The organism is Mesorhizobium sp. AR07, from assembly GCF_024746815.1.
In the GTDB taxonomy this organism is placed as follows: Bacteria; Pseudomonadota; Alphaproteobacteria; order Rhizobiales; family Rhizobiaceae; genus Mesorhizobium.
Window position 1 is genome coordinate 16513 of the sequence record NZ_CP080527.1, and the last position, 21528, is coordinate 38040.

17 protein-coding genes and 1 pseudogene are annotated in these 21528 nt (G+C 61.2%); 13 read left to right on the plus strand and 5 right to left on the minus strand.

Annotation, left to right across the window (positions count from 1 at the left end; genetic code table 11):
• Nucleotides 1-87 precede the first annotated feature (87 nt).
• The 3 genes and pseudogenes from BPNPMPFG_RS34510 to BPNPMPFG_RS34520 all read right to left on the minus strand — a co-directional run.
• Nucleotides 88-1122, minus strand: a complete 1035-nt coding sequence (locus BPNPMPFG_RS34510; protein ID WP_258597976.1) for a sensor domain-containing diguanylate cyclase — start codon at nucleotides 1120-1122, stop codon at nucleotides 88-90.
• Between the two features lie 85 nt (nucleotides 1123-1207).
• Nucleotides 1208-3052, minus strand: a complete 1845-nt coding sequence (locus BPNPMPFG_RS34515) for a sensor domain-containing phosphodiesterase (protein ID WP_258597979.1) — start codon at nucleotides 3050-3052, stop codon at nucleotides 1208-1210.
• 272 nt (nucleotides 3053-3324) lie between these two features.
• Nucleotides 3325-3971: pseudogene (locus BPNPMPFG_RS34520) on the minus strand (MFS transporter); the annotation flags it as partial.
• 336 nt (nucleotides 3972-4307) lie between these two features.
• On the opposite strand from BPNPMPFG_RS34520, the gene BPNPMPFG_RS34525 reads away from it, so the two are divergent.
• A complete protein-coding gene (locus BPNPMPFG_RS34525; RefSeq protein ID WP_258598194.1) occupies nucleotides 4308-6257 on the plus strand; it encodes a putative bifunctional diguanylate cyclase/phosphodiesterase in 1950 nt (649 codons plus the stop codon).
• Between the two features lie 127 nt (nucleotides 6258-6384).
• On the opposite strand, the gene BPNPMPFG_RS34530 is transcribed toward BPNPMPFG_RS34525, so the two are convergent.
• On the minus strand, nucleotides 6385-6768 hold the full coding sequence (locus tag BPNPMPFG_RS34530) for a hypothetical protein (RefSeq protein ID WP_258597981.1): 384 nt from the start codon (nucleotides 6766-6768) through the stop codon (nucleotides 6385-6387).
• Nucleotides 6769-6810: 42 nt separating this feature from the next.
• On the opposite strand from BPNPMPFG_RS34530, the gene BPNPMPFG_RS34535 reads away from it, so the two are divergent.
• From BPNPMPFG_RS34535 to BPNPMPFG_RS34590, 12 genes are all read left to right on the plus strand, one after another.
• Entirely contained in the window at nucleotides 6811-6957 is a 147-nt protein-coding gene (locus BPNPMPFG_RS34535) for a hypothetical protein (protein ID WP_258597983.1), read from the plus strand.
• Between the two features lie 514 nt (nucleotides 6958-7471).
• Nucleotides 7472-7660 carry a hypothetical protein gene (locus BPNPMPFG_RS34540; RefSeq protein WP_006205770.1) on the plus strand — a complete coding sequence of 63 codons (189 nt, stop codon included), beginning with the start codon at nucleotides 7472-7474 and terminating at the stop codon, nucleotides 7658-7660.
• Nucleotides 7661-7843: 183 nt separating this feature from the next.
• A complete protein-coding gene (locus tag BPNPMPFG_RS34545; RefSeq protein ID WP_258597985.1) occupies nucleotides 7844-8743 on the plus strand; it encodes a DUF3991 and toprim domain-containing protein in 900 nt (299 codons plus the stop codon).
• Nucleotides 8744-9076: 333 nt separating this feature from the next.
• Complete coding sequence (locus tag BPNPMPFG_RS34550) at nucleotides 9077-9682, plus strand: DUF1419 domain-containing protein (protein ID WP_258598196.1); 606 nt, start codon at nucleotides 9077-9079, stop codon at nucleotides 9680-9682.
• Nucleotides 9683-9692: 10 nt separating this feature from the next.
• Nucleotides 9693-10091: a DUF3085 domain-containing protein gene (locus tag BPNPMPFG_RS34555; protein WP_258597992.1), complete on the plus strand. Its 399-nt coding sequence runs from the start codon at nucleotides 9693-9695 to the stop codon at nucleotides 10089-10091.
• 85 nt (nucleotides 10092-10176) lie between these two features.
• Nucleotides 10177-15267: a helicase-like domain-containing protein gene (locus tag BPNPMPFG_RS34560; protein ID WP_258597995.1), complete on the plus strand. Its 5091-nt coding sequence runs from the start codon at nucleotides 10177-10179 to the stop codon at nucleotides 15265-15267.
• Between the two features lie 326 nt (nucleotides 15268-15593).
• Complete coding sequence (locus BPNPMPFG_RS34565; RefSeq protein ID WP_258597997.1) at nucleotides 15594-15782, plus strand: hypothetical protein; 189 nt, start codon at nucleotides 15594-15596, stop codon at nucleotides 15780-15782.
• A 415-nt stretch (nucleotides 15783-16197) separates the two neighbouring features.
• Nucleotides 16198-16668, plus strand: coding sequence for a Ros/MucR family transcriptional regulator (locus BPNPMPFG_RS34570; protein ID WP_258598198.1), 471 nt, complete (start codon nucleotides 16198-16200; stop codon nucleotides 16666-16668).
• Nucleotides 16669-17481: 813 nt separating this feature from the next.
• Entirely contained in the window at nucleotides 17482-19227 is a 1746-nt protein-coding gene (locus BPNPMPFG_RS34575; protein WP_258598002.1) for a ParB N-terminal domain-containing protein, read from the plus strand.
• A 97-nt stretch (nucleotides 19228-19324) separates the two neighbouring features.
• Nucleotides 19325-19801, plus strand: coding sequence for a UCP036055 family protein (locus BPNPMPFG_RS34580; protein WP_258598003.1), 477 nt, complete (start codon nucleotides 19325-19327; stop codon nucleotides 19799-19801).
• Entirely contained in the window at nucleotides 19798-20682 is an 885-nt protein-coding gene (locus BPNPMPFG_RS34585) for a DUF7007 domain-containing protein (protein ID WP_258598007.1), read from the plus strand. The genes BPNPMPFG_RS34580 and BPNPMPFG_RS34585 overlap by 4 nt, the downstream gene beginning before the upstream one ends.
• A 164-nt stretch (nucleotides 20683-20846) precedes the next feature.
• Complete coding sequence (locus BPNPMPFG_RS34590) at nucleotides 20847-20996, plus strand: hypothetical protein (RefSeq protein ID WP_258598014.1); 150 nt, start codon at nucleotides 20847-20849, stop codon at nucleotides 20994-20996.
• 13 nt (nucleotides 20997-21009) lie between these two features.
• On the opposite strand, the gene BPNPMPFG_RS34595 is transcribed toward BPNPMPFG_RS34590, so the two are convergent.
• The gene (locus BPNPMPFG_RS34595) at nucleotides 21010-21318 is read right to left on the minus strand and encodes an alkylphosphonate utilization protein (protein ID WP_128364903.1); all 309 of its coding nucleotides are present in this window, start codon (nucleotides 21316-21318) and stop codon (nucleotides 21010-21012) included.
• Nucleotides 21319-21528 lie beyond the last annotated feature (210 nt).

The following is a 21528-nucleotide window of genomic DNA, read 5'->3' on the forward strand; positions in this document are numbered from 1 at the left end:
GCCGCGCTCGAGGTTTGCTTCTGGCCCAGGCCAACGAAATCGGGACCTTCTGGCTGAGTCGGTGCGCGGGGCTGTAGCGTCTTTTGATTAGGCCGCGTCGGGACCTTCCGATGCGAGCAGCAGTGCAACTTCGACGCGGTTTCGGCCTTTGTGCTTGGCCTTGTAAAGTGCGGTGTCGGCGGCGAGAAGCAGGCCTTCCGGCATCCTGATCGTCCCGCCCGATCGTGACAGTGCGGTCGCTGAACCAATGCTGACGGTGACGTGTCCGCCGCCTTCCAAATTGTCGCCATGAGGCAGGCCGAGGTTTTCGATTGCGAGCCTCAGCCGTTCCGCTATTTCAAGTGCTCCCTCGCTGTCGGTATCAGGCAAGATGACGGCGAGTTCTTCCCCGCCGTATCGCGACGCCAGATCCCCTGGACGATGAAGCACGTCTCTCATGGCGGCAGCGACGGCACGAAGACAATCATCACCAACCTGATGACCGTATTTGTCGTTAAAGCCTTTGAATCGATCGATATCGAGCAACAGCAAGGACATCTGTCCAGCGCTGCCAACGGTGCGCCGCCATTCCCTGTCCAAGGTTTCGTCGAAGGCTCGACGGTTGGCCAGGCCGGTCAGCCCGTCCGTCATCGCAAGCGAGCGGAGTTGTTCTTCGAGCCGTTTGCGTTCTGTTATATCTCTCATGATCAGGACGAAGTCGCCTGGAACGCCAGTTAGCGGATCACGGACGATGCGCGCCTTGCTCTCCACCCAGACGGTTTTCCCATCTTTGCGCCGGATCTCGATCGCAAGAGGCTCGCCTTCATCTGCTCCGGCAAGCAAGAGCGCGGCTGCCGCAGCGATGTTTTGAAGATGCTCGGGCGGGACGAACTCCTCCGGACCATGCCCCACCATTTCCTCCGGAAGCCATCCCAGAAGTCGGGTGCATGACGGTGAAACGTAGCGTGCCTTCGTGTCCGGCCCGAGTTGCATGATGACGTCACCGCTGTTCTCAGTGAGCATTCGGAAATTCGTTTCCTCCGGGAGAATGTCCGATCGGATAGCCTGGCCTGCCGATGACTGCCCCGACCCGGTGCGACCAAAAGCCTTGCGAATAAGCTGTGACGCGGATGGCATGCGCATATTTGTCTCCTCTTCGGACATTCTCTGCGAGGCGCCGCAGCATTCTGTATCGCCTGTTCAAGCCGCCCCCAGGGAGGGATTTCTGTCAGGCGATCAGATCGATTGGGTTCGCTATGTCGCTCGCAATCCAAGTCTCCTCAGCAGGTGGTTGCCCGAACCGCTTCAAAAGGCCTTTCGCTATCTGACGTGGTACCGCTTGCGAAAACAGATATCCCTGACCGAGCTGACACCCGATCTCCGCAAGTAAGACGGCCTGGGTTTCGTTCTCGATGCCTTCGGCGATGACCTGGATGTCGAGCTTGCGAGCGATGCCGACCAAGCCCTCGACGATCGCCAGGCTCGGATCTCCCTGGACAAGGCGATCAATGAAGGATTTGTCGATCTTGATGATATCGACCGGCACCGTCAGCAAATGGGTGAGCGAAGCGAAGCCGGTTCCGAAATCATCGAGTGCGACACGCAGGCCATGGGCCCGCAACGCCTTGATCTCTCGAGCAACGACCGGATCGCGCTGCCCGAGATAGACCGACTCCGTGACCTCCAAAATGATGTGCTTCAACGGAACGTTCTCGCGGCCGAAGGCGGCTTCAAGACGTGCGTAAAGCGTGCCGCTATGAAAATCGGCTGAGGTAATGTTGATGCCGACATGCTGCAACGGAATACCTTGATCCAGCCACGAGCGCGCGTCGGCTGCGACGATCGCTATCATGCGTTCCGTCAGATTCGAAGCGACGCTGACATCGGACGTCGCCTGGTGAAACGCAGCGGCGGAAACGACCTCGCCATCCGGCTTGCGAAGGCGGCAGAGGGCCTCCATGCCGACGATCGCGCGGGTGTCGAGCCGCAGGATCGGCTGGTAGAACGCGTCGATCCGGCCTTCGCGCAAAGCCACGTCAACATCGCGGATCACCTCGATCCGGGTCTTGATTGCGCTGCCGATTCCCGGCGAGTACAGCACGAAGCCACCTCGCGAAGTTTCCTTGGCGTGGTAGAGCGCGAAATCGGCGTTTTGGCGCACGCTTTTCGCATCGATGTCCCCCGCCGACAGCACTGCGCCGCCGATGGTAGCCTGTGCCAGGATCATGTGCCCGTCGCAATCGGCGGGCACAGCCAGAGTGTCGAGAATATGACGCGCCGTGCTCTCGATGCCGGAGGGCGCGCCAGCTCGCTGAAGGATTACGACGAACTCGTCGCCGCCCATGCGAAACACACGGTCAGGCGCTACGCTTTCGGCGAGACGTGACCCCACCGCCTGTAGCAAAGCATCGCCGGCGGCATGGCCGAAGGTGTCGTTGATGGTCTTCAGGTTGTCGAGGTCGATGATCAGGACCGCCCAGGCGCTCGGTTGGCCAAAGGACAGCCGCTCCAGGGCGACGTCCAAACTCGCCCGGTTCGGCAGGTTGGTGAGGGCATCGATATAGGCGCCGTGCTCTCGCTCGACGACCCGCCGGTGACGCTCAAGCGCGATGGCGCACAGAGAGGTACAAGAGGCGACAACCTTCTCCTCGCGAGGGGTGGGGCCGCGTTTCTCCGGAAAGTACAGGGCAAAGGTGCCGAGCACAGCGCCCTCTGCATCGCAGATCGGGCTCGACCAGCAGGCCTTCAGGCCCAGCGCCAGGACCGGCTCCTTGAAGCCGATCCAGCGCGGGTCGGTCGCGATGTCCTTCACAGCCACGGCTTTTCCGAGATAGGCCGCACTGCCGCAGGAGCCCACCAGCGGGCCGATCATCAGGCCTTCGAGAAGAGCCATATATTCATTCGGCAAGCTGGAACCTGGGAGGGGATGCAACAACCCGTTACCGTCAACGCGCAGAACGGAACATCTGACGCCCGGCAACAGTTTCTCGATCTGGCGGCAAAGACGGTCCGTCGTCGCTTCGAGCGTTTCGCCCCTGGCGATCATGAGAATAGTGTTCTGGAGATGCAGCATGTTAACCCGCCAATCCGCGTTCCTAAATACCCTGCTGGCATTCCTGGTGAAATCCCTTTGAGGAGACGCAGTGTACGAGATGATAATGTCGGGTAATTCTTTATAAGTTGGACGAACCCGTTTCGGTGAGGATCCGCGTTGAGCGGGGGGTGATTTCCTTGAGGCCAGCCCGGGCCTCTAGTTCCGGGACCACCGGCACGGCGATGTGATCCAGCCCATTTCGGTTGAGCGCCATACGTTAGCGATCACGGGTGATATGGGCCGGTCGGGCTTCAATGACGGGGAAGGTGAAGGATTGACTGATAGGGTTTGCGGGCCGAGCTTGTCGGACGCTCAATCGCAAGCGTCATTTGAGGCACTTCCTCTCCCCCATGCAACTGGAAGACACGCTCGTCCAGTCCGTCCAGGTCGGCGTGCGGAACGTTTCTGTCCATTGCATAGGCTTCTGAAGGTTACGCTGGAGCGTCCAGTTCCGAGCGCCGACGCGGCTGTGGACATGCCTGCGCTGCCGCATGAGGTCGAGGAAGGCCTCGACATTTCTTTCGGCTATCAGATATTCGACCTTGACCACGATCGGGCCGCTTCTTGGCTTCAGATTGAGAGCGACAGCTGGGGCGTCGAATTCCTCCAAAGAATCGGGCTCGGACTCGTGGCGCTCGCGAAGAGGAAACAGCACGCCGGCTGCGGCGACCAGCAACATGGCTCCAGCGGAACCCTCCAGCGCCAAGGTCAGGGAATAGTTCTGGGAAGCCGTGCCCCATACCCAGCTGCCGGCAGCGATGCCGCCGTCTATCAATGCATAATAGATCGAGATGGTCCGCCCCACGACCCAGCGCGGGCTCGCCAGCTGTACGCTCACGCCAACCCCCGACCAGGCGGTGACCCAGCCCGCGCCGCCCAAGGCGAGCGCAATTTGAGCGGCATATGTATATCCTTTGGAAAATCCGTAATCTGCCGTCTCGGCAGGCACGAGGAATGCGGCTCGTGAAAATCACCGGGGAATTCATCCGAGACTCGCTCCTCATTCAGCCTCGCCTCGACCATACAATTCGAAGGCCAGGTTGGCTTGACCGCCGGAGCAGGCGGAGCCTTGGGTCCCCGATGGCGCGCGGACGGGCCGGTGCGAAAGGTTCGGCGGGCGTTCGGGGCTTTCGAACTGGGTTGTCAAAATTTGCGGTTGAAATTTACTTTTACCGAATTGTTCGGTAGGGGATCAACACGCAGCGACTACTCTAGCGCGGGGGGTGAAAGAGTGATGCAGCGTCTGTCTCCCGCAAGGTTCGGTGACCTTCTGGCGGGAGACCTGCGAGTTTTTGGCGGGCCCTCGACGATCGAACCCCTTGCCGGCCGAATCAGGGCGGAGCAGGTCAGTCTCGTGCTTCGCAACACGCCTCTTGGCATGGTTGCGAACATACTCAATGCGGCCACTTTTGTTATGGCGCTTTGGGGCTCGCCCGACCAAACGAATGCCGTCCTCTGGGCGAGTGTTATCATCACAGCCTCAGCTGTCGTAGGCTTAAGAGCGAGATCATCGTTTCAGTCAGCCAAACCAAGGTCAGTGTCTCGCCGGACAACGCAAAACCTGGTGCGGAACGCCTTCCTGTTCGGTACTTGGTGGGGCGCACTTCCCATTCTGTTCTTCAGTGGGGCAACAAGTGCCGCCCAGGTCGTCATCACCTGCCTGAGCGCAGGGATGATCGCAGGCGGTGCCGCTTCCTTTTACACGATTCCTATTGCGGCCATCGCGTATACGCTACCGATCTTCGTCGGTTCGGCGGTTGCCATTGTGCGGGTGGGAGACGCCGTCAATCTGCCCGTCGCAATCCTGATAGTGAGCTACGCCATCACGCTGTTTCGTGCAGTGCTTGCTCACGCGTCCGAATTTACCCAACGCTTCATTCTACAAGCGGAAAGTGAAAATGCCATTCGCAGGGATGTTCTAACGAGTCTGCCAAACCGGTTCAGCTTCAATGAGCGGCTCGAGAGCGCGTTGCTGGACGCAAAGCAGTTTGACCGACACTTTGCGTTACTGTTGTTCGATCTGAATAATTTCGACGAGGTGAATGATCACTTTGGTCGAGCAATGGCGGATGCCCTTTTGGTCAAAGTGGCTGCGAGACTTCGCAAATCAACGCGGGAGAGCGATGACATTGCTAGGTTGGAGGGCGGCGAATTTGCAATAATCGATCCACGCGATATCAGGCCAGATCAAATCAGGTCCCTGGCTAAACAGATCATAGATGTCATGCGCGCGCCGTTCTTGATCGAAGGCCGCGAAATATATTGTAAGGCCTCTATCGGCATCGCTTTGGCGCCCACTGACGGTTTGGATGCCAACCAGCTCCTGCGGTGCGTCGATACCGCGCTATACAGGGCCAAGACGCGGGGGGCGGGCTCCATCCAGTTTTTCAGCGCAAATGACGATGAAGCTGCTGCAAGGCGCCATGCCCTTGAGCGCGATCTGGCATCTGCGCTCGCCAATGACCAGCTCTGGCTTGCATTTCAACCCTTTCTCGACCTCGGGAGCGATCGCATCCGCGGTTTTGAAGCGCTTCTGCGCTGGCAGCATCCGACCCTCGGCGCGATTCCTCCATCGGAGTTCATTCCTATCGCAGAAGAAACCGGATTGATTCACGGCATCGGACATTGGGCCGCCAAGACGGCTTGCTTGGCCGCGGCACAATGGCCGCGCGACTTGCGGGTTTCCGTCAATTTGTCGGCAGTGCAGCTTAAGGACAAGGCCTTGCTGGATGGAATTGTAATGGCCTTGGCTGAAGCCGGTTTGGAGCCCCAAAGACTGGAGGTCGAGATCACGGAATCGGTGCTGATTTCCGATTTTGAAGACGCTATTTCATTGTTACAATCGTTGAGTTTTCTATCCATCACAGTTGCGCTTGACGATTTTGGCACTGGCTTTTCATCGCTCACATATCTTCGCAAATTGCCTCTTTCGCGGCTCAAGATCGACCGATCTTTTGTCCAGGATATGCTCACCGATGCGGACTGCGCCGCGATTGTGAGATCACTGATTGAATTGGCGCACGAGCTTCGAATTGAGGTAACGGCCGAAGGCGTCGAAACTCCCGAACAGCTCGACTATCTTCGCCACGTCAGATGTGACGAAGCTCAAGGCTATTTGATCGGGAAACCTGTCCGGATTGACGACATTCTTTGCATCGCTGCGAAGCCGTTGGTCAGCAGCTAAATACATGAATGGCACGACCCGCACTTTGCCGACGATGGTCTTGTTTTTTCTCGTATGCCAACGGTGACGAGGTGAGGCAACGGACGCCACCCGGCAACATTGTTCGTGGAGGCAATGCGGTCTGCTTTCATCTTGATAGCAGACGATGCCACTCCGCGAACTCATCGGAATTTCCGACAGTTTTCTTGGCCATGGCAGGCGTCGGTTCCGGGGCAGCATCGTGGGATCTGTCCTTCAGGAAGTCCCAAGGCAAAGAACTGTTTTCGATCTCCTCGATTACAGATCCAGTGGCGAATGATGCAGCAAGATCGACAGCTTTGCGGCGGCGTGTGATCCGGATTGCCGACGAAAGAGCTTGGGCGGTTGTCCTGTAGCGGACCGGGCTCTTGCCGGAAATTGGGCGGATGGGGAGCAGGACGTTGAGAACCTGTCTGATCGGATTCATGGAAGCTCCCTTTTGACTATCGGCGGCAACCATATAACCAGCCGCGGCAACGAATGACAATTGCACGACGTGATTCCATCCTTCGTGCGCGACCACAGCAGAGGCCACGTGACGGAACTGACAAAACATCTCGGCACCGTGATCGTGACATCGGACGGCACCGGCCTGTCGGCTCCCGGGCGTATCAGAACTTTTCCGATGACGCTGATGGCGACGGTGGACCCCGACGGCAAGCAACGAGGACGGGTCCGTTGAATTGGCCCCTTGCGAATTTGGCGACTGGAACGTTGAAGTGGTTCAACAGCACCAAGGGGTTTGGATTTATCCAGCCGACATCCCAGGCGACAACTTATCGGCGGTCAGCCCGATCAGGCTGATGTGCCTCTCGTATTCTTGTCGGCCATGGTGTGCCCGGATGGAGTTCTTTGTGCGGACGCCACTATCGTGGCGGCATCGTCGGAAACAGGAAGAACGGTTTTTTCGCCCAGACCTTGATGAAGCCGGCATAAGTCAGCCGCAAATGCGGCAGGCATGAATCCGCGAGGTTTCGCGGCGAGTGACTTGGCTCCTGTGCAGAGCCCATTTCCCGCTCTTTCGGCTTAATTCCCTTGTTCCAGCCCGGACCTTGCCGATCAACCCGCTTCGGGGTCGGACTACGCAAGCGTGCCGTCGCTCAAGGCTTCGCCATCGCGATGATCGCGGTCCCGGCTGGACCCGACGGGCGCCTGTCGAGCGGGGAATGGTCCCCGCGAACACGGGAGCCAAACAAATGTCGCACGAACTCAGCCTCGCTCAGAGCCACGCCTGGAACCTCGCTCGCACCCTGATGACGCCGGTCATCCTCTTCAAGGTCAATGACAACGAGTACGGCGTTCTCCCTGCCGAAGACCTCGACGGCGACGAGGTCGAGGCGATCGCCGAATACTGTCCATACACAGGAGGCCGGCCGGTTCATTGAACCGGCCCTCTATGCCACGGCGTGCCGCTTGCGAGCGGCAGGCCGCAAGGGAGGCTGCGCCGCGGCGGAAGCCGCGCCCTTGCGCCCTTTGCTCTTCGCGGCGGTCGCGGAGTGTTCCGCGAATTGTGTGGAAGAAATAGACTTGGAGAAAGGCGGACCGGAAGGCTGCCGGGAGAGAAAAAAATGGAAAAGACGGATATAGAAGCGCTGCGCGGCCGGGTCGGCTGTGCGGCGGTGCTGGAGACCAGCGGCTTCACGGTCGACCTCAAGGAAAGCACGCGCAAAGCGGTCAAATACCGTCGTGGCGACGATATCATCATTGTCATCCATGACGGCAAGGGATGGTTCGACCCGTTGTCGGATGCAAAGGGCGATGTCTATTTGCTGGTGCAGCATCTGGATGGCGGCGATTTCCTGGATGCCTTGGTGCAGGTAGCGTCGCTTGTGGGATTCGTGCCAAGCGAGCCCGAATGGAAACGGCAGTCCCGGGAGACCGAACCCGACTATTCCGTCACGGAACGATGGGCGGCGCGACGCAAGCCGTGGCGCGGGTCGGCGACCTGGCGCTATCTGCGCGATGAGCGGCACATTCCCGAACAGGTCATCGCGACAGCGATCGCTCAGGACGTTCTGAGGGAAGGCCCGCGCGGCAGCATGTGGGCTGCCCACAGCGACGCGGCTGGTATCGTCACTGGCTGGGAGGAGCGCGGCCCGCAATGGCGTGGTTTTGCGGCCGGAGGCGGCAAGGTGTTGTTCCGGTTGGGGACGGTGACAGCCGCTCGCATCTGCGTCACTGAAGCGGCGATCGACGCCATGAGCCTGGCCGCGATCGAACGGAACCAGCGCGACACGCTGTATGCCAGCACCGGCGGCGGTTGGTCGCCGGCGACGGACACGGCTCTTCGCCTGTTGGCAGGAAGGCCGAACACGCGGCTTGTAGCGGCCACCGACGCCAACCCGCAGGGTGAGACATTCGTATCGAGGCTGCGTGAGCTTGCCGGCGAGCTCGCCTGCGACTTTGAGCGGTTAAAGCCGCTCGCCGAAGACTGGAACGCGATGCTGCAGGACGCGGCATCCCCCTGACGGTGCCGATCACTCAACTGCCGCTGCAGAATTGAAGATCGCCGCCCCGCGCTTTGCCATGGTCATGTCAACTTGAAAGGGTGCGTCACGCGGCCATGACAGCCGGTTCGCACCGTCAAATTGGGGAGGGCAAGAAGGGAGAAAAGAAAAGGAAACCCGGCTGCCGCATGCCCGCCGGTCGCGTGCAAGGGTGAAGCTTCGCCCGGCTGCGCCGGCCCTTGACCCGCCCGGACGGAGAGGCGGCCGCGGGGAAGGGGTCATGAAGGGCTGAAGATGATGGGCATCCACGAGGATGCTGCGCGCTCAGCCCGACGAGGCCGAAGGAGCCCGCCGATGAACCCTTTTTCTCCCATCCGTAAAGTCTACCAGGGCATTGCCGACCGCCGGCAGATGTTCCGTTTGTTCGACCGCCATGCGCAGCGCCCGAACCGGGATCACGTCGATGCCGGATCTCTTTATAGCGGCGAGTGGTTTGGAGTCGGCCGCGTCGAGCACGACTACATGCTGGAGATCCTGCCACCGCTCTGGATGCGGGGCGAGATGTTCGCGTTGCGCGAGTTGCTTACCGACAGCATCACCAGCGTCTTCTACACGCTGCGCATCGACGGCAAAACGCGCTACTTCCATGCCTACTGCGATCTGAATGTGGCGCGATCGCCTGCCGAAATGCGCGATGCCATCGTCGAGCGCGAGTCCTGGCCGGTGAAGGCGATGACGCGCGAAGAGCGGCTGGAGCATATCTGGAGCGCCACCCACGACGAGTACCGTGGCTATGCCGGGGACCGATGGCTGCCGGAGCATCACGGCAAGCGCACGGTGCTCTGTTATGGCGGTCGGCAGGGCGCCATGCTGAAGCTGCTCGACGAGCTCACCGATGATGAGATCGCGGCGAAGCTGCCGGTGCATCTGCGCCACCTTCCCCTGGCCGTTGCCGCGTGAGGGGGATGCGATGTTCACTTTTCCCATTCTTGCAGTTCGCAAGGTCATCGAGCGCGGAAAAACCGATGCCGCCAACAACGGCGGTTTTCGCAATCCCTACTATGGCCTCAAGCCCGTCCAGGGTGAGATCCCCGGCCTGTGGTTGGTCGGAGACGAGGGCGTGTATGTGCTTTCGAATGGCAAGCTCGCCGAGGGCCAGAAGGCGCTCCTTTGCTATTCCGAAGAATGCCACCCGATCGGCAACCCCGACTGGTTTCACTACAAGCAGCGCCATTTCGGTGGTGACGACGGCATCGAATTAATCGACGCCGAGCAACTGATCCCGCTGTTCGATCGCAACCTTCGCTGCACGCATCTGCGCGTGCAACTCACCGAGACCGAAGTCTCGCTCTCGCTGATCGCCCGCTAACCCCAGCAAACCTGCCAGCCCTTTCACGCGGACGCCAACGCCGTCCGCGCGATCGTGCTCGCCCTCAAATCCAAGGAGATTTTCCATGGCTGATGACGACCCCTTTACCATCGATCTGTTCGGCAGCACGGCCATTTCGTCCGGACTTGGCCTTGGCGTCACGGCCTTCGCGGCTGACTTCGGGCCGGGCGATGACGATGATCCCAATTCTTCCGCGCCTTCGCCGGTCACGCCGGCGGTTGCAGCCACGCAACCGACGTCGAAGCCTCGACGGGTTCATGGCCTGAACTTTCATCTTGCCGGCGATCGTGGGCTGGCCCGGGGCTGGAAGGATCGGGCCCGCGACAACATCGCTTCGATCCGGCTCGCCGCCGAGATCGAGGCCGATGAGCGCCCTGCCACGCGCGAGGAGCAGGAGCGGCTGATCCGGTTCACCGGCTTTGGCGCGTCCGACCTTGCCAATGGTGTCTTCCGCCGTCCCGGCGAACTCGGATTCCGTAAGGGCTGGGACGAGATCGGCTCGGACCTGGAAGATGCCGTCGGCGAGATCGACTATTCCTCGCTCGCACGCTGCACCCAGTATGCCCATTTCACCCCGGAGTTCATCATCCGGGCAATCTGGGCGGGTCTCCAGCGCCTCGGCTGGCGCGGAGGTCGGATTCTTGAACCAGGCGTCGGAACCGGCCTGTTTCCGGCACTGATGCCCCAGTCCCTGCGCGATGTTTCCCATGTCACCGGGATCGAACTCGATCCCGTCACCGCGCGCATCGCTCGGGTGCTGCAGCCGCAAACGCGGATCATAGCCGGCGATTTCGCCCGCACCAACCTGCCGGCACATTTCGATCTTGCGATCGGCAATCCGCCGTTTTCGGATCGAACCGTGCGCTCCGATCAGGCGTACCGGTCGATGGCATTGCGGCTGCATGACTACTTCATTGCCCGTTCGGTCGATCTGCTGAAGCCGGGGGCTCTTGCCGCCTTCGTCACCAGCTCAGGCACGATGGACAAGGCAGACAGCACCGCGCGCAAGCACATTGCGAAGTCGGCCGACCTGATTGCCGCCATGCGCTTGCCCGAGGGCAGTTTCCGAACTGACGCCGGCACGGACGTCGTGGTCGACATCCTCTTTTTCCGCAAGCGCAAGGTCGCCGAGCCCGAAGGTAATCTGTCCTGGCTCGACATCGAGGAAGTCCGCCAGGCGACGCAGCATGAAGGCGCGATCCGCGTCAACCGCTGGTTCGCGCGCCACCCGGATTTCGTGCTCGGCACGCATGCCACGATCTCGGGGCCTTACGCCGAGGCCTATTCCTGCCTGCCCCATCCCGGTGTCGATCTGGAGCGGGCGCTCACCGCAGCGATCTCCCTCCTTCCGGAAGAAATTTATGACGGCGAGCCGGACGAAATTGATCATGACGCCGAGCCCAGTGCCGATATCGTCGATGCCTTGCCGGAAGGCGCCGGCGTGCGCGAGGGCAGTTTCTTCGTCGCGAAAAATACCGCCCTCGTCCAGATGATCGATGGCGCTGCTGTGACGATCACCGTGCGCAAGGGCGGGGCGAGCGAAGGCGTGCCGGAAAAGCACGCGCGGATAATCCGCAAATTGATCCCGATCCGTGATGCCGTGCGTGAAGTCCTGAAGGCCCAGGAGTTCGACCGGCCCTGGAAGCCGGCCCAGGTCAGGCTGCGCATCGCCTGGTCGAATTTTGTGCGCGTCTTTGGCCCCATCAACACGACCGTCGTTTCCACCAGCGAGGACGCCGAGACCGGCGAGGTCCGCGAAGTGCATCGCCGGCCGAACCTGCAGCCCTTCCTCGACGATCCCGATTGCTGGCTGGTCGCCTCCATCGAGGACTACGATCTCGAGACCAATACCGCCCGGCCGGGTCCGATTTTCACCGAGCGCGTCATCGCGCCGCCCGCGGCACCCATCATCACAAGTGCTGCCGATGCGCTTGCCGTCGTGCTCAACGAACGCGGCCATGTCGACGTCGATCACATCGCCGAATTGCTGCATGAGGATGTCGATGACGTCATCACCGAACTCGGCGACGGCATCTACCGCGATCCCGAGACCGGTTCCTGGCAAACGGCCGACGCCTATCTCTCCGGTCAGGTCCGCGACAAGCTGAAAGTCGCGGAAGCCGCTGCCGCACTCGACCCCTTTTTCGAGCGCAATGTCCGCGCCCTGGTCGATGTTCAGCCGGCCGATCTTCGGCCTTCCGATATTACGGCCCGTCTTGGCGCACCGTGGATACCCGCCGCCGATGTTGTTGCCTTCATCAAGGAGACGATGGGTGCCGAGATCAGGATCCATCATATGCCGGAGCTGGCATCGTGGACCGTTGAAGCGCGGCAATTGGGATGGATGGCGGCCGGCACGTCCGAATGGGGCACTGATCGCCGTCATGCCGGCGAGCTCCTAGCGGACGCGCTGAACAGCCGGGTGCCGCAGATCTTCGATACCGTGAAGGAGGACCATGCTGAAAAGCGCGTGCTCAATGTTGTGGATACGGAAGCCGCCAAGGAAAAGCTGCAGAAGATCAAAACCGCTTTCCAGAACTGGATCTGGTCCGATCCCGACCGGACCGACCGGCTGGCGCGGGTCTATAATGACCGCTTCAACAACATCGCCCCCCGACGATTCAACGGGGATCACCTGCAGCTTCCAGGCGCCTCCGGCGCCTTTTCTCTTTATGGGCACCAAAAGCGCGGCATCTGGCGCATCGTCTCGGCCGGCTCGACCTACCTCGCCCATGCCGTCGGCGCCGGCAAGACCATGACGATTGCCGGGGGCGTCATGGAGCAGCGCCGGCTTGGCCTGATCGCCAAGGCCATGTTGGTCGTTCCCGGCCATTGCCTTGCGCAGGCGGCCCGCGAATTTCTGGCGCTCTATCCGACCGCGCGAATCCTGGTGGCCGATGAGACGAATTTTTCCAAGGACAAGCGACATCGCTTCCTGGCACGGGCCGCCACCGCCGCTTGGGATGCGATCATCATCACGCACAGCGCCTTCCGCTTCATCGGCGTGCCGTCGGCATTCGAGCAACAGATGATCCACGACGAACTGGAACTTTACGAGACGCTGCTGACAAAGGTCGAGAGCGACGACCGCGTCTCGCGCAAGCGCCTCGAGCGGCTGAAGGAGGGGCTCAAGGATCGGCTGGAGGCGCTGGCGACCCGTAAGGACGACCTGCTCACCATTTCCGAGATCGGTGTCGACCAGATCATCGTCGATGAAGCCCAGGAGTTCAGGAAGCTTAGCTTCGCCACCAACATGTCCACGCTCAAGGGCGTCGATCCGAACGGCTCGCAGCGGGCCTGGGACCTTTATGTCAAATCCCGGTTCGTGGAGACGAAGAATCCGGGCCGGGCACTCGTGCTGGCCTCCGGCACGCCGATCACCAATACGCTTGGCGAGATGTTCTCGGTGCAGCGCTATCTCGGTTACGAAGCGCTGCTTCAGCGCGGCCTGCACGAGTTCGACGCCTGGGCTTCGACCTTCGGCGACGTCACGACTGAACTCGAATTGCAGCCATCCGGCAAATACAAGCCGGTGACGCGCTTCGCCACCTTCGTCAACGTGCCGGAGCTGATCGCCATGTTCCGCTCCTTCGCGGATGTGGTGATGCCGCAAGACCTTCGGGAATATGTGAAGGTGCCGGCGCTTTCGACCGGCGCACGTCAGATTATCACCGCCAAGCCGTCCGCGGCCTTCAAGCGCTACCAGATGGTGCTCGACGCCCGCATCAAGGCCATCGAGGAACGCGACCGTCCGGCAGAACCTGGTGACGACATCCTGCTCTCGGTTATCACCGATGGCCGTCACGCTGCTATCGACCTGCGCCTGGTCGATCCGGACAACGACAATGAGCCGGACAACAAGCTCAACGACCTGATAGGTAATGCCTTCCGTATCTGGCAAGAAACAGCGGAACGCAGCTACGTCCGTACCGACGGCAAGCCGTTCGAGCTTCCGGGCGCAGCGCAGATGATTTTTTCCGATCTCGGCACGATCAGCGTCGAGAAAACCAGAGGCTTCTCGGCCTATCGCTGGATTCGCGACGAGCTGATCCGCAGGGGCGTTCCGGCATCGGAAATTGCCTTCATGCAGGATTTCAAGAAGTCGGAGGCCAAGCAACGCCTGTTCGGTGATGTGCGGGCTGGAAAAATCCGGTTCCTGATCGGCTCCTCCGACACGATGGGCACCGGCGTCAACGCGCAGCTCCGCCTCAAGGCGCTGCATCATCTCGATGTGCCGTGGCTTCCCTCCCAGATCGAGCAGCGCGAAGGCCGTATCCTGCGGCAGGGTAACCAGCACGATGTCATCGAAATCTTCGCCTACGCCACCGAAGGATCGATGGATGCCCAGATGTGGCAGAACAACGAGCGCAAGGCCCGGTTCATCGCGGCCGCCCTCTCCGGAGACACGTCCATTCGGCGGTTGGAGGATATGGGTGAGGGGCAGGCCAGCCAGTTCGCGATGGCCAAGGCGATCGCCTCTGGCGATCCGCGTCTGATGCAGAAGGCAGGTCTGGAGGCAGACATTGCTCGTTTGGAGCGCCTTCGCGCGGCCCACATTGATGATGAGCACGCCGTTCGACGGCAGATCCGCGATGCCGAGCGCGATATAGAGTACTCGACCCGGCGCATCGGCGAGGTCGGAAAAGATATCGAGCGCCTCGTGCCGACGACCGGCGATGGGTTCAGCATGGTGGTCGGGGGCGAGGCGTTCACGGAGCGCAAACTCGCCGGTCGTGCGCTGATGAAGGAAATCCTGACTCTCGTGCAGCTTCAGAAGGAAGGCGAAACCACTATCGCCTCCATCGGCGGGTTCGATTTCGAATATTCCGGTGAGCGTTTCGGCAAGGACAGCTACCGCTATGCCACCAGGCTGATGCGCACCGGCGCCGATGATGAGATCGAGCTGCCGGTGACCACCACGCCGCTTGGTGCGATTTCTCGCCTCGAGCATGCCTTGGCCGGCTTCGAGGGCGAGCAGGTACAATACCGCCAGCGTCTTGAGGATGCCGAGCTCAGGCTCACCTCCTATCGCTCGCGTCAGGGCGGCGAGTTTGGGTTCTCTGGTGAACTGGCCGAGAAGCGCCGGCAGCTTGCGGAAATCGAAGCCGATCTTGCGTCTTCGATTGATGGCCAGGACCGGCATGAAGCCGCATAGCGGGCTCGATACAGGCTGCCGATCATTGTCAGCCATTGACCGGCGGCAAAGGTTCAAGGCCGCTCGGGTGCAGGCGATGCAGGAGGCGCGCCGAACTGCTTACCCATGTTGATGCCACGTTTCGGTCATGCTCGGCTCCGGCCAGCCAGACCACATGACGTAACGTCAAGAATCAGCTAACTGGATCATCGCGGCGGACCTGATTGGACCGTCCGGCCGGCGCCTGCCAGAGCCCCGCGCAAAAGCAGGCGCCGGCCTTTTAGCGCTTGAAAGGCGAGCAGTCCTATTGTTTCGTCTTGTCCCCATCCAGACACGAGGCAGTTGCGATGGACGACACCAAAGGCGGCGCAAACCACACGTCCGTTGAGATAGTCGAGGCCATGGGCGAGTGGTTCGTTCGTGTTGTTGGGAACGGCGAAGAACTTACCCGATCATTCGACCTAGAATCGGTCGCCATTGCCTTCGCGGAAGGCCAGCGGATACGCCTAGGGCTTAAGGACTTCAAGCGGATCTGACCCGACTTCCGCGTTCACACCATAGCCGCCTAAATTCAGTTTGCTATCGATCCGTTGCGGATGGCCCTATGTGCCGATCAACTTCCGTTCTTCACCATAAGACGGCAGGACCAAAGTCTTGCCCCATGCGAGCAAAGGTCTGACGTAACCGCTTTGGTTCCGTACTTGTCCGTGGACGTTCCGTTATTTTAGCTAATCCGCATGTAATCGGCCCGTCACTTAGATGGATGACGGCCGCCTGTTTTATTGGTCTACAGCTTAGTCACGGCCAAAAAGAACGCGTCAATTTCGGCGTCGCTCTTGCCCAGCGCCGCAAAGCCGGCCGCCATCATTGGCCTAGAATAGATCAGGTCCGGTTGCGTACTGGACATCGCTCAAATAGAGATGGGACAAATCAGACAAAAGGACCGACACACTGACAGAAGAATCCGACCACCGCGCCGCCGAATTAGCCGAGCTTACTGCGGAGATTGTGTCCGCCTACGTAAGTAAGAACCCTGTACCGGCTACCGGCCTCCCTGAACTAATCGCATCCGTGCACATGTCTCTGTCCGGGCTTGGTACGCCTATCGCGCCTGTCGTTGAGCCGCAAACTCCCGCGGTCAACCCGAAGAAGTCGGTGACGCCAGACTTCATTATCTGCCTCGAAGACGGCAAGAAGTTCAAATCCCTGAAGCGGCACCTTAGCACGGACTTCGGTCTGACGCCGGACGCCTATCGCGAGAAGTGGGGCTTGCCGCGCGACTATCCGATGACGGCTCCGAATTACGCCGCGCAGCGCTCGCAACTGGCGAAGTCCATCGGACTTGGCCGCAAGGCTGAACCCGTCGCATCAGCCAAGAAGGCACCTTCGAAACGGAAAGCCAAAGTGTCCGCCACCACCTGACGCTACGTAACGACTCAGCTATGTCAAGGCGCGGCGGATCCCAATCCCGCCCGTGGCCGGCGCCATTCGGATAAGCTTCAGCGAGGGCGCCGGCCTTTGTTCTTAGCGTGGCGGAACTCGCCGGGCGAAGAAACCCCAACCACCTCAAGCCCGGCGAGCCTACACCTGATCAAAGTACGATCAGGACCGGGATCAACCGGCACCACGTCCGAAGCAAGAGCAATGCCAGCACTTTGGTCCCAAAATGGGACAATACCGGGGTCCCCCGCTAGAGGCGCGGGGCTTCGCTCAACGATGTGGAAGGCTTAAGATAGACTGCCTGGTAGCCTCCATCAGATGGTTCGGAGTTTGCCGGTCGACGTCTTTCCGGAACGTTTGTCTTGCACGAGTTCGTAGCTGACCTTCTGAGGGTGACCTCATGATCACAGCGCGACAGCTTCGAGCCGCTAGAGGGCTCCTCGCGGCGTCCGTAGGTTCAAAGACGTTAACCTCCAGTTTGCCGTGCTAAATTTTCCGCTTATCTCCATACCCCGGTCTACGTCGCAGGGATGAGGAAAGGAAAACGGAAGAAGAATAAAACCCGCTCGCAGATCGGGCGGGCCGCTGACGCTGGCGCTCAACCGCGCCACTCGCGATCCCGGCCGCGTCGTCCTGCGCAGGGCCTAAGAGCCCCGCTCGGCCAGCCGGGCAGGGATGCTCGGCCGCGGTTGCACCGGCCTGCCCGCTCCGCGGTCCGGGGGATGTCTTCGGGATGAAGACGAGGAAGGACACAGCGAACGGCGGTGTCCGCAAACCCCTTGAAGGAGCATCTCCATGGAACTGAAGTTTGTCGATCCGCGTGCGCTGAAGGATAACCCTGACAAGGCGCGACGCTCGAAGTCCAGTCCGCAGGCCGACGCGCTGCTGCTGGCCACCATCCGCGCCGTCGGCATCGTGCAGCCGCCTGTCGTCGCGCTGCAGACGGATGGCGGCAACAGCTACGTCATCGATGCCGGCCATCGTCGTGTGCGGCAGGCGATTGCCGCCGGTCTGGAAGAGATCGCCGTGCTGGTGATCGATCGCGCCGAGGATGGTGGCGCAATGCGGTCGCTAGCGGAAACGCTCGCTCATGAATCGCTCTGTCCCGTCGACCAATGGCGCGCGATTGAGCGACTGATCGCGCTCGGCTGGACCGAGGAAGCGATCGCCGTCGCTTTGGCGCTTCCCGTCCGCCAGATCAGGAAGCTGCGCCTGCTCGCCAACGTTCTGCCGGCCATGTTGGACCAGATGGCCAAGGGCGACATGCCCAACGAGAAGGAGTTGCGCACCATTGCGTCGGCTTCGCTTGATGAGCAGAAGGAGGTCTGGAAGAAGCACAAGCCGTCCAAGACCGATCCGCAGGTGTCGTGGTGGAGCGTGGCGCAGGGCCTGACGAAGCGCCGCATGTACGCGCGCGACGCCAGCTTCGGTGACGATCTCGCCCAGGCCTACGGCATTGCCTGGGTCGAGGACCTGTTTGCTCCGGCCGACCAGGACAGCCGCTATACGACGGATGTCGAGGCCTTCCTTGGCGCGCAGCAGGAGTGGATGGCAAACACTGTGCCCAAGCGTGGCGTGATCGTGGAAGCCGGTCAGTGGGGCGAGCCGAAGCTGCCGCCCAAGGCCGAGCGTGTGTACGGTAAGCCGTCGAAGTCCGATCACACCGCCATGTATCTCGACCGCGACGGCAAGGTGCAGTCGGTCGCCTACCGCATGCCGGCGGCCAAAAAGCCCAAGGGCAAGAATGGCGCTGACGTCAAGGCCGATGGCGATGATATCGTCGTTACGGCAAAGCCGCGTCCGGACGTAACGCGCAAAGGCATGGAGATGATCGGCGACCTGCGTACCGACGCGCTGCACGAGGCGCTGTCGCGCGCACCGATCGGGGACGACACGCTGATGGCGCTGCTCGTTCTCGCCTTCGCCGGCCAGAATGTGACAGTGGCATCTGGTGCCCGCGACATCTCCTATTACGGGGCCGCAGGCCTCGGCGAACATGCCGCGCGCCTGTTCGACCAAGAGGGCAAGCTCGAGTTCGACATGGACACGCTGCGCATTGCCGTGCGGTCCTTGCTGATCGACGTTCTGTCCTGCAGGGAGAATCGCTCGGACAGCGGCGTTGTCGCCCGTGTCGCCGGCGACGTCATCGCCGCCGACAACTTCTTAGCCAGCATGGGGACGGAGGATTTCCTGTCATGCCTGTCGCGACCGGCACTGGAAGCATCGTGCACGGATACGTCGGTCCTGCCCCGGCAGAAGGTCAAGGACACCCGCGCCGCCTTGGTCGAGCACTTCAACGAGGGCCGCTTCGTCCATCGGTCGGCGCTGTTTGCGCCCACTCCGGAAAAGCTGACCTCCTGGCTGAAGATGAACGAGGCCCGGCAACAGCCCGAGGACGACGGCACGCCGCAGGACCAGGACGAGCTCGACGGCGATGCGGTTGTCGAGCCCGCGCATGACTACGTCGGCGAGGACCCCGCTCCGCAGGACGAGCACCTCACTGACGAACAGATCGAGGCTTACAAGGTGGCCGCCGAGTAGGCGGCTCCACCTTACCTTTCCCTCCGAACGATCATTCCGCCGCCGGCACATCACCGGCGGCGGTTCTGTTTCCATCATGAGCACCACGGAGAAAACTATGTCCGCCCAATTGATCCATGACCTTGTTCCACTTGCATCCATCGTGGCTTATTCCGACGGATCCCCACGCCCGCCAGAGCGGCATCGCAAGAAGCTCGCAGCCTGGGAAAATCGCAACGGTGGCGGCCGCCTGATCCGCAAACAGGCCGAGGCACGCGTCGGCAGTACGACGCTGCCGGCCTCGATCACCCTGCACAAGGGTGACTATGGCAGTCAGGGAACCATCGTGCTGCGCGTCCACCAGACATTTTCGGTGAACAGCGACCTGAAGTTTTCGGTCAAGGAGCGGCCCGCCATCGGCACGGTTCTCGTTCTCGACCGCGCCGGCGACGATGCGGAGCTTGTCCATCTTGCCGCAAATCGCACGGCCGCCGAGGAATGGCTGACTCGCCACGGCTATCCGAACGCGGTGTTGCAGCAAGTCACGGCCGAGACCGTTGCGGTGGATGCTGTAGAGGGGAGGACGGCAGCATGACTGCGCGAACTTCTGAAACCCATGTCGTCGAAACCCCCGGTTTTCCGGGAGTTTCTTTTGGCCGAAGCGCCGATGGGCTTTGCGTTACCCTTGTCGGTGAGCTTGCCTTCGCCATGGCTCCAGCCCGCGATGGCCGGCACTATCTCGTCACGGGCTGGCGTATACGCCGGCCCATGGCCGAATGGACGTGCGGCGATTTCTACGGCCATACCGGTGAGCTTGCCGACGAGGCGGCGTTTCGCGCGCATGTCGAGGAGAACGCCCTCCACCAGCAGCAGCGCGCAGCTCTCGGACGTCGCGAGATCCACTCCCGTGCCCACACGCCATGGGGAACGTCGCAGGGAGCAACCGTCTATGCCAAGGGCGTGGTGGCTCACTCAACGGCCGGCCATGGCGGGTTCCATCTGTCGGCGGAGCGAAATCGCAAAGTCCATGGCATGCTCCGTGCCAATGGCGGCTGGTATGAGGAAGACTGCCATTGGGCGGCCGTCGCCCAAGCCTTCCCGCGGCTCTTCACGGACTTCGAGAAAGCTGGTGCGGAAAAGTCGATCCGCGACTGGTACCCGGATGCCTGGGAGGCGATCCACGGGAGGGTGCTCGAACCCGGCCAATCCGCGAAAAAGGACGAGCGGGCATTTTTCGAGAGGCATACCGATGACTGGGTCGTGGTGTCGGCGATCCGTTCCGGGCACCAGGCCGGTTTCACCGAGGTTATCGCGACCCCTGGCGGCAGGCGCGGAGCGGGCACGGAGGAACGTCGCTTTCTCGTTGCGACCGACGAATACCATGTCGGCCGCTTTGGATTCGTCATCGATGTTGCGCGCCACCGTGTCTATGGCGGGCCCTCGAGCTTTATGGATTGGCAGGGGAGGGAAGCATAATGTCTGTCTCCGATCGCCGCGCACATCTCTTTCGCATGGAGCAGCCTCGGCGCCAGACACACCGCCAGCTCGCTATGATCGACCGGCGGATCATAAGGCGGATCAATCCGCAGCCCAGAACCCAATGTGCCCGCTATCGACGCGGCAGGGGCCCGGAGCCGGCAATGTTTCTCGAACGATATCGGGCCAACCTTGCAGCGATCACACTGGACAGGCAGCACGAGATCGACGCTCTCTCCCGCAAGCTTGCAAGGCAGGATGCTGCAATCGAGGCGCTTCGTGCCAGACCGCCACCGGACCTGATGCGCGCCTGATACCGCGACCGGGTCAGCGCTTGCGGACGAACTCCGTTCGCAACACCAGCCCCTTGATCGCATCATGCCGACAATCGATTTCTTCGGGATTGTCGGTGAGCCGGATCGACTTGATCACGGTCCCCTGCTTCAAGGTCTGGCCGGCACCCTTGACCTTGAGGTCCTTGACGAGGACGACGGAGTCGCCGTCGGCGAGCACGTTGCCGGCGGCATCGCGCACTTCGATGCTTCCGGCGGAAGCTGCAATGGCAGCCATCTCCGACGCTGGTCGCCATTCCCCTGTCGCGTCGTCATAGACGTAGTCGTCGTTGTGACCGGTCATCGCTGCTCTCGCCTCGGGATTGAATGCAGTGCGCTGTCAGTCCGACGTGGGAGCAGGCCAAAGATCTGATCCGCAGCGGCGGACCGGCGCAGCTCATCTATACCAGCAGGAGCCGGCGTTCAAACCACTGTCGACCCTCGCGCAGCCTGGCGGGCAGGCAGATCGTGTGGACGCGGGAATTGAACACTGCATTTCCTCCCGCATGCCGAT